A 15,965-nucleotide genomic window follows, 5' to 3' on the forward strand; every position below is an offset into this window, starting at 1 on the left:
CTGTATTGGGGTTCACTTCCAGTTGCACAGCCATTTCCCTTACCGATGGAATTCGTTCCTCCGGTTTCCATTCCTTCAGCAGGATGCGTTCGCACACATAATCTGCTATCTGGAGATATATTGCTTGTGATTCGCGGAATTGCATAATGATTTTTTTTAGCGATCAGATCTCTTTTTCTTTCAGCCTGTACCAGGATGCCAGCCATAACAATGGCGTGATGCAGTACACAAAGAATACCTTGCAGGCAGTGATCATCCAGGCAGGTACTTTCACCGATCCTGTGTTACCCTCAGCTCTTACCCGGAAGTAGGCAAGCTCATCCCGGAAGCCGCCTTCAGGCAGCATGGAAACAATAATGATGTACATCACCAGCCAGTAGGCAAATCCGATCACCAGAACAGCCAGCACGGTTTTAATGAAACTGAATTTTTTAAAGAACACGGAGCCTGCCATGAAAGCCGATTGAACAGCGAAATAACCCATCAGTATATATATCACTAAAGGAGTTCCATCGATGCGGTTCACATCAAATCTGAAGACGTTGGCTAAAGGTTCAGGCTTGAATAATTCGGCAGGATCATAGGGCTTGAAATTGCTTGCAGCTATCGGGTTCATGATCTGCAGCATCAGCCAGTCCACTGCATAGAACACTACTGTAAAGCAGATAAAGAATATGATAAACCCATACAGGAGGGATACCAGTAGTTTTTCCAGGTGCGAGGCGGGTACGCTGAGATAATTGATGCCCTTCCCTTTCGAAGCAAGCGGAGCAAACAATGAACTGGCAAACAAACTGCCCGCAACGAAGAGGGCGAAGTAATAAGTACCGGTTTGAAAATCCGGTTCCGGGCTCCAGCGCCCTTCTCCCATCAGAAAAATGAAAACGAACCACAGGATCAGTAACCCCGCAATGGCCCCCAGCGACAACAGATATCGTTGTCTGTTCTCCATCCAGTGCCTTATAACCAGCAACCGGAATCTTGTAAAATCAAAAACCTGATTCATGAATTATTTTTTCGTTGATTGAAGGATAATGATTAAGCAGCGAAGGCTTTCTGTACCTGCTCACGGTTAAGCACAATCGCTTTATACAGCAGCTCCAGGTCCAGCCTTCCTTCCTCTCCACCCTCATTCTTCAGTATCACGGAATGCCCACGCAGCGAAGCCTCTGAATAAATGGCCTGCTTCACTTCCTCCGGATCAAAGCTCACGGAGAACTGCAGCCTGCGGCTGATAGCCTCGATGGTCTGGTCGAAAAGAATGCGGCCTTCATCTATAATGGTCACCCGGTCTATCAGGCTCTCCAGGTCTTTCACCTGGTGCGTACTGATCACCATACACTTGTTATCGTCCAGCGCGCCTGCCATTACCTTGCGGAACTGGCTCTTGCTGATGATGTCCAGCCCGTTGGTAGGCTCATCCATCAGCAGCACACTGGCATTGCTGGCCAGCCCGAAACTGATCAGCACTTTCTTCTTCTGACCATAACTCATGTCCGCCAGTTTATTGTCTGAAGGGATCTCAAACTCTGCGATGTATTTGTTGAATTGCTCCACGCTGAACCGCGGATAAAAGGGGCTCTGGTATTTCACCAGGTGGTGCAATGGAATATTGCTGAGATGGAATTCCTCCGGCACCAGGAACACTTCCTGGAGAAATGCGGGTTTGCGCTTGCCGGGCTGATGACCCAGCACGTCTATGGAGCCCTGATCGGGGAACAGGAGGCCGGCAATGTTCCGCAGCAAGGTGCTCTTGCCTGTTCCATTCTTGCCCAGCAATCCGTAAATATGACCGGCCTGCAGTTGCAGGTCGAGGCCGGAAAACACTTTCTTTTTCCGGTATGAGAAATGCAGGTTTTGGACCTTGATCATGTTAACTGTTTTAGTGTACTACTTCAATAGTACACCCAAACATAAAAATATTACAGTAGCACTGCAAGTTTTTTGGAAGTTTTTATTTGAGTACCAACAGCGTTTTATTTTTTACCCGGAAAAAGCCGGATGAACGGAATGATGTACATTGCAAACCTGTTTTTGGCAGGGCCACTGGTTGAGGAGATCTCTTATTAAACCGCATTGTCATGTACTAAAACTCACCAGCAGACCGTTAACTGCCTGATTAAAAGAAGTTTATGAAAAAAGAACTCATCAGGGAGCAAGCCCTGGAATACCATTCCAAAGGAAGACCAGGCAAGATCGAAGTTGTACCAACCAAAGAAGCAAAGACGCAGCGCGACCTCTCCCTCGCCTATTCTCCCGGCGTAGCGGAACCCTGCAAGGAGATTGCCGCCAACCCCGAAAAAGTTTACCAGTATACTGCAAAAGGCAATCTCGTGGCTGTGATCAGCAACGGAACCGCCGTTCTTGGTCTGGGTGATATCGGCCCTGAAGCCGGTAAGCCCGTGATGGAAGGAAAGGGTGTACTGTTCAAAATATTTGCAGACATCGACGTATTCGATATCGAGATCAACGAAAAGGACCCCGAGAAATTCGTTCAGATCGTAAAAGCGCTGGAGCCCACTTTCGGCGGCATCAACCTGGAAGATATCAAGGCCCCCGAGTGTTTTTACATTGAGCAGAAGCTGCGCGAGGAAATGAAGATCCCCGTAATGCACGACGACCAGCATGGCACTGCCATCATTTCGGCTGCCGCCCTCCTGAACGCGCTGGAGATCCAGAAAAAGAAAATAGAAAAAGCAAGCTTTGTGGTGAATGGCGCCGGTGCCGCAGCCATGGCATGCGCCAAATTATATGTAAGCCTGGGTGCCCGCCCGGAAAACTTCCTGATGTTCGACCGCAAAGGTGTGTTACATAAGGACCGTGCAGACCTGGAAGGCGACAAGAAACAATTTGCATCCACAGACAAAGTGGGCATCACCCTGGCAGACGCACTGAAAGATGCCGATGTGTTCATCGGTCTCAGTGTAGGCAATGTAGTTACAGAAGAGATGGTGAAGAGCATGGCAAAGAACCCCATTGTTTTTGCCATGGCCAACCCTGATCCAGAGATCGCTTATGATGTAGCCACCGCTGCACGTAAAGATATCATCATGGCCACCGGCCGCAGTGATTTTCCCAACCAGGTGAACAATGTACTGGGCTTCCCCTTCATCTTCCGCGGAGCATTGGATGTACGCGCCACACAGATCAACGAAGCCATGAAACTGGCTGCAGTACGTGCGCTGGCTGAACTGGCAAGAACGCCGGTGCCAGACATCGTGAACACTGCCTACAATGAAAAAAATATCGTATTCGGACCGGAATATATCATCCCCAAGCCACTCGATCCCCGCCTCCTGGCCACGGTTTCACCGGCGGTAGCAAAGGCAGCCATCGAGAGCGGTGTGGCCCAGACCACCATTCCTAACTGGGATGATTATGCGATAGAACTGAACAAGCGTCTTGGCCTCGACAACCAGGTGATGCGCGTGCTAGGCAGCAAGGCCCGCAAGGATCCCAAACGCATCGTGTTTGCAGAAGCAGACAACCTGAAGATCCTGAAAGCCGCGCAGATCGCTTATGACGAAGGGATCGCTTATCCTATCCTGTTAGGTGATGAGAAGAAGATCAAGACAATTGCTGCAAACAACAAGATAGATATCGACGAACTGCCGATCATCGATCCACGCAATGATGACCAGGAAGAAAAAAGAAAAGAGTACGGGGAGCTGTTCTTCAAAAAACGCTCGCGCCGCGGCATCAATAAATATGAATCCGCCAAAATCATGAAAGACCGTAACTACTACGGCTGCATGATGGTGGAAACCGGCGAGGCAGATGGTATGATCTCCGGTCTTACCCGCAATTATCCTGATACCATCCGTCCTGCCCTGCAGGTGATCGGAACCGAGGATAATGTAAAGAAGATCGCGGGTATGTACCTGTTACTTACCAAGAAGGGCCCTCTCTTTATGGCTGATACCACCGTGAACTTCAATCCCACAGCGGAAGAACTGGCGGAAATTACGCTGATGGCGGCCAAGGAAGTGCGTAACTTCAACCTCACTCCGCGCATCGCCCTGCTGAGCTACAGCAATTTCGGCAGCAGCGACAGCCCGGAAGCCCGTCTCATGAGCAAGGCGCGGGAGATCATCAAACAGAAGGACCCTACCCTGATGGTGGACGGTGAAATGCAGGCCAGTGTGGCCTTCAACCAGGATATCCTCCGTGAGAACTATCCGTTCAGCGAGTTGGTGGGCCAGGAGGTGAATACCCTGATCTTCCCCAACCTGGCGGCAGGTAACGTGGCATATAATTTATTGAAGGAAGTAGGTGGGGCCGATGCCATCGGACCGATCCTGCTGGGACTGAAGAAGCCGGTGCATGTACTGCAACTGGGCAGCAGCGTGAGAAGTATCTATAATATGGCCCTGGTTACCGTGATCGATGCCCAGCTGAAATGTGGGAAGTCCAGTGAGGAAGCCGTAAGGAAATCTCCCTGGTGGAAGCGGAACAAAAAGTAAGCATACCAATAAAGTAGTAATTTTAGCCGGTTATTGACACCCGTATAGAATTGTAGCTATGACGTTATTTACAGAATTCGGCCGTTATCTCCTGATGATCAGAGGCATGTTTTCCAAACCGGAAAACGGGAAGATGTACTGGAAGGAGCTTATGCACCAATGCGTGGAGATCGGGATCGGTTCCCTCGGCATTGTGACCATCATCTCCTTCTTTATGGGTGCAGTATCCGCGTTACAGACAGCTTACCAGCTGGTAAGCCCGGTTATCCCCAAATCAACCATTGCGCAGATCGTGCGTGACACTGTGATCCTGGAGTTCTCTCCCACCCTGGTTTGTATTGTACTGGCCGGTGTGGTGGGCAGTAAGATTGCCAGTGAGCTCGGCAATATGCGCGTGAGTGAACAGATAGATGCTTTGGAGATCATGGGCATCAACACCAAGGCCTACCTGGTGATGCCGAAGATACTGGCCGCGCTGATCATGATCCCCCTGCTGGTATCCATCTCCATGGCCCTGGGCATCTACGGCGGCCGCCTGGCCGGTGTGGCTTCCGGCGTGCTTTCCGCTGCCCAGTATGACAAGGGCCTCCTCGGCAGCTTTCAGCCCTACAACGTTTTTTTTGCACTGATCAAGGCCTATACATTCGCATTCATCATCTCCAGCATACCAGCCTACTATGGCTATTATGTGGAGGGGGGTGCACTGGAGATCGGCCGTAGCAGCACCAAGGCCGTAGTAGTAAGCTGTGTAGCCATTTTATTTGCAGACTATGTACTGGCAGCCCTGCTGTTACAATAAATTCCCCTGGCATGATCGAAGTAAAAAATGTAAAAAAAGGATTTGGCGATAAAACGGTCATCAATGATGTGAGCGTGACCATGCAGGCCGGGAAATGTAACCTCATCATCGGCGCCAGCGGCAGCGGTAAAACGGTTTTCATGAAATGCCTGGTAGGTCTGTTTACCCCTGACAGTGGCGAGATCCTCTATAACGGAGAGGATTTCATCGATATGAACGATGAGGCCCGCAAGGAGATCCGCAAGCAGATCGGAATGCTCTTCCAGGGTTCCGCCCTGTTCGACAGCCAGACCGTTGAGCAAAACATTATGTTCCCCCTCAATATGTTCACTACTGACAGTTACCAGCAGAAACTGCAAAGGGTGAACGAAGTACTGGAAAGGGTGAACCTCAAAGACGTCAACAAGAAATTTCCCGCCGAGCTCTCAGGCGGTATGAAAAAAAGGGTGGGCATCGCACGGGCGATAGTGCTCAACCCCAAATACCTGTTCTGCGATGAGCCCAACTCCGGCCTCGATCCGCAGACCTCCCTGGTGATAGACAAACTCATCAATGAGATCACCAAGGAGTATAATATCACCACCATCATCAACACGCATGATATGAACTCCGTGATGGAAATCGGAGACCATATCATTTACATGCACAAAGGGGTGAAGGAATGGGAAGGAAATAACAAAGAAATCATTTTCAGCAAAAACGAGCTGCTGAATGAGTTCATCTTTGCCTCCGAGTTCCTGAAAGACGCCAAAGACATGCGGATGCTGGAACAAACCGGCAAGATCGATAACAACAGGAATATGGACGAGCTGATCAAATAACCAGCCCATCCCTTTCCATCTTGCCTCAATTCCCTTACTTTTGCCCAACTTTTAAATTCCCGCTATGAGCATTTTAGTGAATAAACAATCCAAAATACTGGTGCAGGGCTTTACCGGTACGGAAGGCACTTTCCACGCTGTGCAGATGATCGAATACGGAACCAATGTTGTGGGCGGCGTAACCCCCAATAAGGGCGGTACAACCCATCTCGACAGGCCCGTTTTCAACACCGTAGCTGATGCGGTTAAGGAAACTGGCGCCAATGTTTCCATCATTTTCGTTCCCCCTGCATTCGCAGCAGATGCGATCATGGAAGCCGCAGAGGCCGGAATCGCGCTGGTGATCTGTATTACGGAAGGTATTCCTGTTCAGGACATGGTGAAAGCCAAACTGTACCTGCAGGGCACCAAAACAAGGCTGATCGGGCCTAACTGTCCTGGTGTGATCACAGCGGGCGAGTGCAAAGTAGGTATCATGCCTGGTTTTGTATTCAAATCTGGAAAGATCGGTATCGTATCGAAATCCGGTACCCTCACATATGAAGCAGCCGACCAGGTGGCCAAAGCCGGTCTGGGTGTATCCACAGCCGTAGGTATCGGTGGCGACCCCATCATCGGGACCACTACCCGCGAAGCGCTGGAACTGTTCATGAACGATCCTGAAACAGAAGCTGTAGTAATGATCGGAGAGATCGGTGGCGGTATGGAAGCTGAAGCCGCACGCTGGTACAAAGAGCAACCCAACAAGAAACCTGTTGTAGGTTTCATCGCTGGTCAGACTGCTCCTCCCGGACGCAGAATGGGTCACGCAGGTGCCATCGTAGGTGGTGCTGAAGATACTGCGGAAGCCAAAATGGCGATCATGGCTGAGTGCGGGATCACCGTGGTGAAGAGCCCGGCGGATCTTGGTGCTACTATGGCGAAGGTTATCAAGAAGTAAGTGTAAGCTTTAAATATGTTAGAAGGATGAGTTGGGAAACCGGCTCATCCTTTTTCTTTTATAGCTGCAGAAGGGATATGGAACGCGGTTGAGAAACATACCCCACCGCGGCCCCCACAAAAACACCAAAGAATTGTCGTAAATTAGATCAGCCTCCCCCGACGCCGCTTCAAAACCATATTACAATGAAGCAATTTCACCTGCTCCTCATACTGAGCCTGTCATTTTATTCTGTCAACTCGCAATCGCGCCTCGCTGACCAGTGCCCCCGCATCGCCGGTATTATGGCCAATGGCTGCGGCACAGGTGTACAGGAGAACCGCAACGAATTCATTGTGCTTATCAATGGCACCACCCCGCTCAATGTGAATGATCTCAATATCATCCTGCCTGCCAATGGCGCCATTACCCCTTCCAATGACGACGATTTCGCTGCCAATAACGGCGTAGTACCAACAGGTGGCTGTGTAACCGTGGTGGACGATGGCGCAGTCATTCCCGCAGGGGCGCCGGTGATCATCTTCATGTCCAATTCCGTTGATATGGTGTATGATTTTTCATCGCTCTGTACGCAATACGGTGTGGTATACCTGCTTTACAGGAATGTGCCGGAGCCTGAAAGTCCCAGTTTTCTGGCGCAAAGCAACGTTGACACCATTAAAACTGTCACCCTCGCGGTGAACGGACAGGCAGCCTGTTATTCCGGTTACACGTGGAAGTCAGGCACAGGAGGTAAGGCAACGGCGGATGGCGACTTCTACCTTTTCCCGGAACCGGTTGATGGTAAAAGCCTGAGTGTAAGAATGGTGAATAACGGTTGTGCATCGCCGGTATTACAGCAATATGCCAATCCGCTGAATTCCTTTACAGCTACCTATCAGGAGCCGAGTGTGTTGCTGAACTGGACAACCGATATGGAGCTCGATGCCAGTTACTTTGAAGTGAACAGGAGCCTGGATGGCATGAACTTCGCCAATGCAGGCACCGTCAACGCCCAGGGCGCAGCCGGTTCACTGAGCCGGTACAGTTATACAGACCCCGGCCCGGTGATCAGGAGAACCTACTACCGGTTAAGGATAGTAGACAGGTATGGCAACTCCGTTTATTCTAAAACCATCAGCGTACGTTCCGGTAACAGCGGTATAACATTGAACAACCTGTATCCGAACCCGGTAAGAGATGAACTGACAGTGGACTGGACAGGTACCGGCAGCGTAAAAACGCAGGTGAGCATCAGAAGTCTTGCAGGTAAGATCCTTCAGACCAATACCGTTACCACGGTGCAGGGATTCAACCAGTTCAGGCTCAATACGGCCCAGCTCAGCGCAGGCCAGTATTTCCTGGTGCTCGATTATGAGAACGACAATATTGTAGAAGTTTTTCTGAAGCGATAAAATATCGCTTGAAGCATAAACGGTCCCGGCAACAGCAATGGCCCCATGTTTGCACTGTAATGGCGTTTTACATGGGGCCATTGACTGTTTTAACATTTGATGATATGCAATACTTTTCAATGAAGCATCTTTTGAGCGAAATGAACCAGCCCGCACACAATAATTTGGTGACAAAAGGTTCTGAACCAGATTTAATACCTTGTACAAAATTTGAATGCATGTTGCTGAAAAAAATCCTGTGCATCCTGCCTCTGTTCTTTTTATTGGCCTTAACCACTACAGCACAAAAAATGAATCAGTACAACAAACAATGGAAAAAAGTTGATTCACTGATGAACCAGAGCGGCCTTACCGAGTCCGCCCTCAAAGAAGTGAATAAGATCTATGAACTGGCAAAGAAGGAAAAGAATGAACCGCAGCAGGTGAAAGCCCTCACTTACCGCCTGGCGCTCAAAGGCTCCAAACTGGAAGAAGAGGATGCCAGCAGCACAGGACTTGCCGAGCTCGAAAAAGAAATTGCAGCCACCACGGGCAATACCCGCGCGATCCTGCAAAGTCTTGCTGCCAGCGCTTATTACCAGACCTATAATAATTTACGCTGGAAGCTCCGCAACCGCAGCGCCACCGTGAACTTTGTAAAGTCAGATGTGAACACCTGGTCCGCAGATGATTTCCATAAAAAGACCGGCGAGCTTTACCTGGCCTCCCTTTCAGCAGAAAAGCAATTGCAACAAACAAAACTCGAGGGCTATGATGCACTGATCCGCAAAGGCAATGTGCGCTATCTGCGCCCTACCATTTTTGACCTGCTCGCCCATCGTGCTCTGGATTATTTCAAAACAGACGATCGCAATATCACCCGCCCGGCCTTTCTCTTCGAGATCAATCAACCCGAAGCACTTGCCGATGTGAATACTTTTGTTAACGCTAAGTTCCAGACAAAAGATGAGCAATCGAATCAATTCAAAGCACTGCAGCTCTTTCAGCGTCTCCTGCAATTCCATCTCAATGATGCAAAGCCGGATGCCCTGGTAGATGCAGATATCGACCGTATTGAATTTGCGCACACTTACGGCACCATGCCCAATAAGGATGAGCTCTATCTGCAAACCCTCGACAAACTCATTTCCAAATACGGCAATCAGCCTTTTTCAGCACAGGCCCTGTACCTGAAAGCAGCTTATTACTACAACCTGGCCGCCAGGTATAACAGCCAGACAGACACGGCTCATCGTTTTGACTACGTGAAAGCTGTCAGCATCCTTAACCAGGTGCTGGAAAACAAAACCGCCTCCGAAGGCAGGAGCAACAGTTACAACCTGCTGCAACAGATCAAACGCCCCGTACTTCGTATGCAGTCCGAGTTGGTGAACCTGCCCGCACAGAATTTCAGAGCCCTGGTCACTTTCAGGAATATCACCAATATGCAGGCGCGCATCATCAAGGTGGATGAAAAGAAGCCCGATGAGCTGGAAGGCAACCAGTGGGAAGAAAAGTACTGGAAGAAACTGATCGCCATGCCTGCATTCAAAACGTTCACGCAGCAATTACCGGATACAAAAGACTATCAGGAACACACAACCGAAATACCTGTTGCAGGATTACCGGTGGGCAAATATATCCTGCTGGTAAGCCCTGATGATTTCACGCTGAATAAACCTGTGGCTGCACAGCATTTCTACGTATCCAATCTCGCTTATATCACCAGCGAACACAATCACCACGTGCTGAACAGGCAAAGCGGTGAACCTGTTGCCCGCGCTGCCGTTCAGATCTGGAACCGGTACTATGATTATAAATCAGGCAAATACCTGGAACGCAGAGGTGAACAATTTGTTACCGATCAGTACGGCGCATTCACCGTGACCAAATCAAAGACCAGGGATGATAACCAGTACCGCATCGAGCTGACAACAGCGGAAGATCACCTGGCCATCCAGGAATACCAGTACAATGGTAATTACAATCCGTACGATAATAAAACAAAAGAATATCAATCCACCTTCCTCTTCACAGACCGCGCCATCTACAGGCCCGGACAGATCATTTATGTGAAAGGGATCCTGGTGAACAGGACTACGGAAGCCAATCGTTCCAATATCATCACCAACCGAACCACCCAGCTCGACCTGCTGGATGCAAACGGGCAAAAAGTGAGCAGCGTTGCCGTGACCTCCAATGCTTACGGATCTTACAATGCGCGCTTCACCCTTCCTACCGGATTGCTGAACGGCAATTTCAGGATCGTGGACACGCTTACCAAATCCGATGTGAACTTCAGCGTGGAAGAATACAAGCGCCCGAAGTTTGAAGTGAGCATCGCGCAGCCCGCCGGCACTTACCGCCTCAATGAAACCATCACGGTGGAAGGCCTGGCAAAAGCTTACGCAGGCAACAATATCGATGGCGCTGCCGTGAACTATCGGGTGGTGCGCCGCACCGTATATCCTTTCTACTATGATTACTACATGCCCAAGATCTGGCCTCCTGCCAGCAGGGATGAAGTGGAGATCACCAATGGAACTGCCACCACGGATGTGAATGGTAAATTCAAAGTGAGCTTTACTGCACAACCGGATAACAGTGCCGACAAAAAATCGATGCCTCAGTTTGTGTATGAAGTGAGTGCAGATGTTACAGATATCAATGGAGAAACACGCAGCGCCAATACCAGCGTGAGCGTGGCCTATCAGGCCCTGGTACTCAATATCGATGCTGCAAAAGAACTACCGGCCGACAGTCTTTCCCAGGTGAAAGTGTTCAGCAGCAACCTCGGTGGCGCCTTTGAAAAAGCAAGTGTCACGCTCAATGCGTATCCCCTGATTGCGCCACAACGCCAGTTCCGCAACCGTTACTGGAGCCAGCCCGATGAGTTTGTTCTTTCAGAAGAGGATTTCCACAAACTGTTCCCTAATGATATTTATAAAGATGAGAACCTGCCTGCCAAATGGCAACGCGGCGCCAGTGTGCTCAGCATCACTGACACCACCAGCACCGATGGCAAATTTGCTGCCGGCAAACTTAAACTGCCCGCAGGCTGGTATGTTATGGTGGTAACTACCAAAGACAAGTATGGCGAAGATGTAAAAGCTGAAAAGTATTTACTGCTGACCGCGGCCACTGATCTGCGCCCGGATGCCTATGTTGAGATCGAAACAAAAAGGCAATCATACGAACCAGGCCAGAGCATTCAGTATGCTATCAAGTCCAACCTGGGCAAAGCATTCATTATCCGCGAAACCATCCGTAAAGATGACAGATCGAATAAAGACTTTGTAACGCTTGCGCAGAACAGGCAATCATATACCCTGCCTGTGATGGAAGATGACCGTGGCAATATCGGCGTACTGATAGCTTTTGTGAAGAACAACCGATTCTACACCACCAGCGAAACTTTTGCTGTGCCTTACACTAATAAGGAACTGAAAATCTCTTACGAGACCTTCCGCGACAAGACCCTGCCCGGCAGCCAGGAGAAATGGAAAGTGAAGATCAGCGGATCAAAGAATGAAAAGGTAGCCGCAGAAATGCTCACTGCCATGTACGATGCGTCACTGGACCAGTTTGCACCGCACGGATGGAATACGCCTTCCCTGTACTCCATGCTTTACATGAACAAATCATGGAATGGAAGAAGCAATTTCACGCAGGTGAATGGCATCTTCAAAGATGTAAGTACCGATTATGCCAGCTTCTCTAAAGAATATGATGCACTGGAAACTGTGTGGGACCAATACGGAGGAGGTATTCCTGGCGCAGCTCCGAAACAGATGAGGATGAGAAATATGGCAGCGCGTGAAGTGGCAGCTGCTGCACCAGCGGTTTCTCAAGACGCAGCTTTTTTCAGCGAGGATAGTGAAGGAATGGTAAAGAAAACAGCCATGACCGGTTCTGTAGTTGTAAAAGATGAAAAGTTTGAAAAGCTGGAAGATACTGCCGGAGGTAATGCCTCCACTGCTGCCCAACCCTCTGTCCGCACCAACCTCAACGAAACCGCCTTCTTCCTTCCCGGGCTCCAGACGGATGCCGATGGCAATGTTGAATTCACTTTCACTATGCCCGAAGCGCTCACCAGCTGGAAATGGATGATCATGGCGCATACCAAAGAACTCGCATTCGGATACAGCACAAAAAATGTGATCACACAGAAAGAACTGATGGTACAACCCAATGCACCGCGTTTCCTTCGCGAAGGCGACCGTATCGATTTCAGCACCAAGATCGTGAACCTGAGCTCCACGGAGCTTTCCGGACAGGTAAAACTGCTGCTCATCGATCCGTCCACCAATCAATCCGTTGATGGCTGGTTCAACAATGTGATGCCAAACCAGTTCTTCACGGTGGCAGCCGGACAAAGCACCCCTGTTTCTTTCTCCATGCTGATACCTTATCAATATAACCGTCCGCTCACCTACCGGATAGTGGCCGAAGGCAAAGGCGGAGATCAAACCTGGTCTGATGGCGAAGAAGCCATCCTGCCTGTAGTGAGCAACCGTATGCTGGTAACTGAGAGCCTGCCGCTCCAGGTGCGTGGCAATGGCAGCAAGGATTTCAGCTTCGCCAAACTCTTGCAAAGCGGCAACAGCGAAACCCTGGGTCACCAGAGCCTGACCGTTGAATTCACTACCAACCCAGCCTGGTATGCAGTACAATCTCTGCCTTACCTGATGGAGTATCCGTACGAGTGCGCAGAACAACTGTTCAACCGTTATTATGCCAATGCGCTTGCTACCAATATCGCCAATTCAACACCCACGCTGAAAGCTACTTTCGAGCGCTGGAAGAATACAGATACTGCCGCGCTGCTCAGCAACCTGATGAAGAATGAAGAACTGAAATCAGTGCTGCTGCAGGAAACACCCTGGGTGCTCCAGGCACAGGACGAGACCAAACAGAAAAAACAGATCGGCCTGCTGTTCGACATGGTGCGCATGAGCACCGAACTGCAATCATCTTTCAATAAACTGAAAGACCTGCAAAGCAGCAATGGCGGATTCGTTTGGTTCAAAGGCGGACCTGATGACCGTTATATCACCCAGTACATTGCTACCGGCATCGGAAGACTGAGACAACTGAAGGCATTGCCAGCCAATACCGATGGCATGCAGTCGCTGATCAGCACCATCGTTCCCTACCTCGATAAAAAGATCAAAGAGGATTATGACAACCTGGTGAAGAACAAGGTGAAACTCACAGATAACAATCTCGGGTATACGCAGATCCAGTACCTCTATATGCGCAGCTTTTATGCTGAGTTGGCCATCCCTGCCGCCAGCAAAAAAGCATATGATTACTATCGAAAACAGGCACAGCAGTTCTGGCTGAAACAAAGCAGGTACATGCAGGGCATGATTGCCATTGCATTGAACCGCACCGGCGACAAAACCGTGTCAAAAGCCATCATGGCCTCTCTCAAAGAGAATGCCATCGTGAACGAAGAAATGGGCATGTACTGGAAAGAAGCCAATACCGGTTACGGTTATTACTGGCACCAGGCGCCCATTGAAAAGCAGGCCCTGCTCATTGAAGCCTTCAAAGAAGTGAACAACGACACCAAAGCCGTGGAAGACGCCAAAACATGGTTGCTGAAACAAAAGCAAACCCAGAACTGGCGCACTACCAAAGCCACTGCTGATGCAGTATACGCACTCCTGCTCCAGGGTAATAACTGGCTGGCTTCCACGCCTGAAGTACAGGTAAAGCTGGGCAGCCAGACCATAAAAAGCAATGAGGCCAACCAGGAAGCCGGCACCGGTTACTTCAAGGAAGTGATCGAAGGCAGCAAGGTGAAACCTGCCATGGGCAATATCAAGGTTACTGTAAGCAATGCCGCCAACAATGCTGCACCCAGCTGGGGGGCCGTATACTGGCAGTATTTCGAGAACCTGGACAAGATCACCCATGCCGCCACGCCACTGAACCTCCAGAAAAAACTCTTCGTTGAGAAGAATTCAGCCACCGGTCCCGTGCTCACCCCCGTGAATGAAGGCGATATCCTTAAAGTGGGCGACAAGATCAAAGTGAGAATTGAACTGCGTGTTGACCGCGATATGGAGTATGTGCACATGAAAGACATGCGCGCCAGCTGCATGGAGCCCGTGAATGTGCTCAGCGGCTACCGTTACCAGGGCGGTCTTGGTTACTACGAGAGCACCAAAGATGCCAGCACCAATTTCTTCTTCGGTGCGCTGCGCAAGGGAACATGGGTGTTTGAGTATCCCATGTTTGTAACGCATACCGGTAATTTCAGCAACGGCATCACCACTATCCAGTGCATGTACGCACCGGAATTCACTTCACATTCAGAAGGAGTTAAAGTTGTGGTGGAAAAATAACCGGCGCTACATAATTTTGCCCTATGCAAACAGACATCCTCATCATAGGCCAGGGCATTTCAGGAACCTTCCTCAGTTGGTATCTCCAACAGGAAGGTTTCTCTTTTCTGGTGATCGATCAACCGCAATCCAATATCGCCTCCAAAGTGGCGGCAGGCGTGATCAACCCGGTAACGGGCCGGCGCATTGTCAAGACCTGGATGATCGATGAAGTGTTGCCATTTGCGCTGAATGCCTACCGGCAACTCGGCGATGCCATCGGCGTGGAAGGCATCTGGCAGAAGAATGTGATCGACTTCTTCCCTACTCCGCAGATGAAAGTATCGTTCGACAAAAGATTTGAAGAAGACCAGCAATACCTGGCCCGGCCAGTTGATGAGAACAATTTCCGCCCCTGGTTCAATTATGATTTCGGATATGGCGAAATACAACCTGCCTACCTGGTGAACCTGCCCGGTATCCTGCCTGCCTGGCGCCGGCAGCTGGCCAGCAATAACCAGCTTCGTGAAGAGTGGTTCGATCATCAACAGCTGCAGGTGACCAATCACAATATTCAATACAAGGATATAACGGCAAAGTATATACTTTTTTCAGATGGCATCAACGCTGCGTCTTCCCCTTACTTCAGCAATCTGCCCTTCGCTCCCAATAAAGGCGAAGCCATCTGGCTGGAGGTCCCGGACCTGCCGGATACGCATGTGTTCAAACGCGGGTTCAGCCTGATCCCCTGGAGCAAGGATATTTTCTGGCTGGGCTCCACCTATCTCTGGGAATTCGAGAACGCTGATCCTACACCAGGCTTCCGGCAATTTGCAGAAACCTGGCTCAAACAAACAGTGAAGCTACCCTGGAAAGTATTGGATCATAAAGCGGCGGTCAGGCCTGCTACCCTGGAACGCAGGCCCTTTGTGGGTTTCCACCCCGTGCATCAGCAGGTGGGGATCTTCAATGGCATGGGCACCAAGGGATGTTCATTAGGTCCCTTTTTTGCGCACCAGCTGGCCAGCCAGCTGCGCCATGGCAGCAATATCACACCTGAAGCAGACGTAGCGCGTTTCAAAAGAATCCTGTCGCGCTAACTCAGCGTGTGCCCTGTCGCTCGCGTCCCCGCGAGTGACTTCTATTCCGTCGCCTCCGGCGACATGGTGTTCGCCAGAGGCGAACCAATATTCCTCACTCGCCGGAGGCGGGCGAGCGGCTCCCCGATCTGGTA

General features: G+C 50.1%; 10 protein-coding genes. 7 read left to right on the forward strand and 3 right to left on the reverse strand.

Features of this window, described 5'->3' with window-relative positions:
• The 3 genes from ACTHMC_RS04620 to ACTHMC_RS04630 all read right to left on the reverse strand — a co-directional run.
• Positions 1 to 145, reverse strand: a 145-nt coding sequence (locus ACTHMC_RS04620) for a GntR family transcriptional regulator (protein ID WP_440411286.1), incomplete at its 3' end; no start/stop codon positions are given.
• 18 nt (positions 146 to 163) lie between these two features.
• The gene (locus tag ACTHMC_RS04625; protein ID WP_440411246.1) at positions 164 to 1,006 is read right to left on the reverse strand and encodes a hypothetical protein; all 843 of its coding nucleotides are present in this window, start codon (positions 1,004 to 1,006) and stop codon (positions 164 to 166) included.
• 32 nt (positions 1,007 to 1,038) lie between these two features.
• The gene (locus ACTHMC_RS04630) at positions 1,039 to 1,872 is read right to left on the reverse strand and encodes an ABC transporter ATP-binding protein (protein WP_440411248.1); all 834 of its coding nucleotides are present in this window, start codon (positions 1,870 to 1,872) and stop codon (positions 1,039 to 1,041) included.
• A gap of 260 nt (positions 1,873 to 2,132) precedes the next feature.
• On the opposite strand from ACTHMC_RS04630, the gene ACTHMC_RS04635 reads away from it, so the two are divergent.
• The 7 genes from ACTHMC_RS04635 (at position 2,133) to ACTHMC_RS04665 (ending at position 15,831) form a co-directional block, all read left to right on the forward strand.
• Positions 2,133 to 4,463 (forward strand): NADP-dependent malic enzyme, encoded by a 2,331-nt coding sequence (locus tag ACTHMC_RS04635; protein ID WP_440411250.1) that lies wholly within the window; start codon positions 2,133 to 2,135, stop codon positions 4,461 to 4,463.
• Between the two features lie 58 nt (positions 4,464 to 4,521).
• On the forward strand, positions 4,522 to 5,262 hold the full coding sequence (locus ACTHMC_RS04640; RefSeq protein WP_440411252.1) for an MlaE family ABC transporter permease: 741 nt from the start codon (positions 4,522 to 4,524) through the stop codon (positions 5,260 to 5,262).
• Between the two features lie 11 nt (positions 5,263 to 5,273).
• A complete protein-coding gene (locus tag ACTHMC_RS04645; RefSeq protein ID WP_440411253.1) occupies positions 5,274 to 6,083 on the forward strand; it encodes an ABC transporter ATP-binding protein in 810 nt (269 codons plus the stop codon).
• 64 nt (positions 6,084 to 6,147) lie between these two features.
• Complete coding sequence (sucD, locus tag ACTHMC_RS04650) at positions 6,148 to 7,023, forward strand: succinate--CoA ligase subunit alpha (RefSeq protein ID WP_440411255.1); 876 nt, start codon at positions 6,148 to 6,150, stop codon at positions 7,021 to 7,023.
• A 185-nt stretch (positions 7,024 to 7,208) separates the two neighbouring features.
• Entirely contained in the window at positions 7,209 to 8,417 is a 1,209-nt protein-coding gene (locus ACTHMC_RS04655) for a T9SS type A sorting domain-containing protein (protein ID WP_440411257.1), read from the forward strand.
• A gap of 218 nt (positions 8,418 to 8,635) precedes the next feature.
• Positions 8,636 to 14,752, forward strand: a complete 6,117-nt coding sequence (locus ACTHMC_RS04660) for an alpha-2-macroglobulin family protein (RefSeq protein WP_440411259.1) — start codon at positions 8,636 to 8,638, stop codon at positions 14,750 to 14,752.
• Between the two features lie 23 nt (positions 14,753 to 14,775).
• Entirely contained in the window at positions 14,776 to 15,831 is a 1,056-nt protein-coding gene (locus tag ACTHMC_RS04665) for an NAD(P)/FAD-dependent oxidoreductase (RefSeq protein ID WP_440411261.1), read from the forward strand.
• Positions 15,832 to 15,965 lie beyond the last annotated feature (134 nt).

The organism is Pseudobacter sp. (assembly GCF_051955275.1).
GTDB lineage: Bacteria > Bacteroidota > Bacteroidia > Chitinophagales > Chitinophagaceae > Pseudobacter.

Excerpts from the sequence above, each read along its gene's own strand:
- ACTHMC_RS04635 (WP_440411250.1), top strand. The coding sequence starts at position 2,133 with ATGAAAAAAGAACTCATCAGGGAGCAAGCCCTGGAATACCATTCCAAA.
- ACTHMC_RS04660 (WP_440411259.1), top strand. The coding sequence starts at position 8,636 with ATGTTGCTGAAAAAAATCCTGTGCATCCTGCCTCTGTTCTTTTTATTG.
- ACTHMC_RS04645 (WP_440411253.1), top strand. The coding sequence starts at position 5,274 with ATGATCGAAGTAAAAAATGTAAAAAAAGGATTTGGCGATAAAACGGTC.
- ACTHMC_RS04665 (WP_440411261.1), top strand. The coding sequence starts at position 14,776 with ATGCAAACAGACATCCTCATCATAGGCCAGGGCATTTCAGGAACCTTC.
- ACTHMC_RS04625 (WP_440411246.1), bottom strand. The coding sequence starts at position 1,006 with ATGAATCAGGTTTTTGATTTTACAAGATTCCGGTTGCTGGTTATAAGG.
- ACTHMC_RS04655 (WP_440411257.1), top strand. The coding sequence starts at position 7,209 with ATGAAGCAATTTCACCTGCTCCTCATACTGAGCCTGTCATTTTATTCT.
- sucD (WP_440411255.1), top strand. The coding sequence starts at position 6,148 with ATGAGCATTTTAGTGAATAAACAATCCAAAATACTGGTGCAGGGCTTT.
- ACTHMC_RS04630 (WP_440411248.1), bottom strand. The coding sequence starts at position 1,872 with ATGATCAAGGTCCAAAACCTGCATTTCTCATACCGGAAAAAGAAAGTG.
- ACTHMC_RS04640 (WP_440411252.1), top strand. The coding sequence starts at position 4,522 with ATGACGTTATTTACAGAATTCGGCCGTTATCTCCTGATGATCAGAGGC.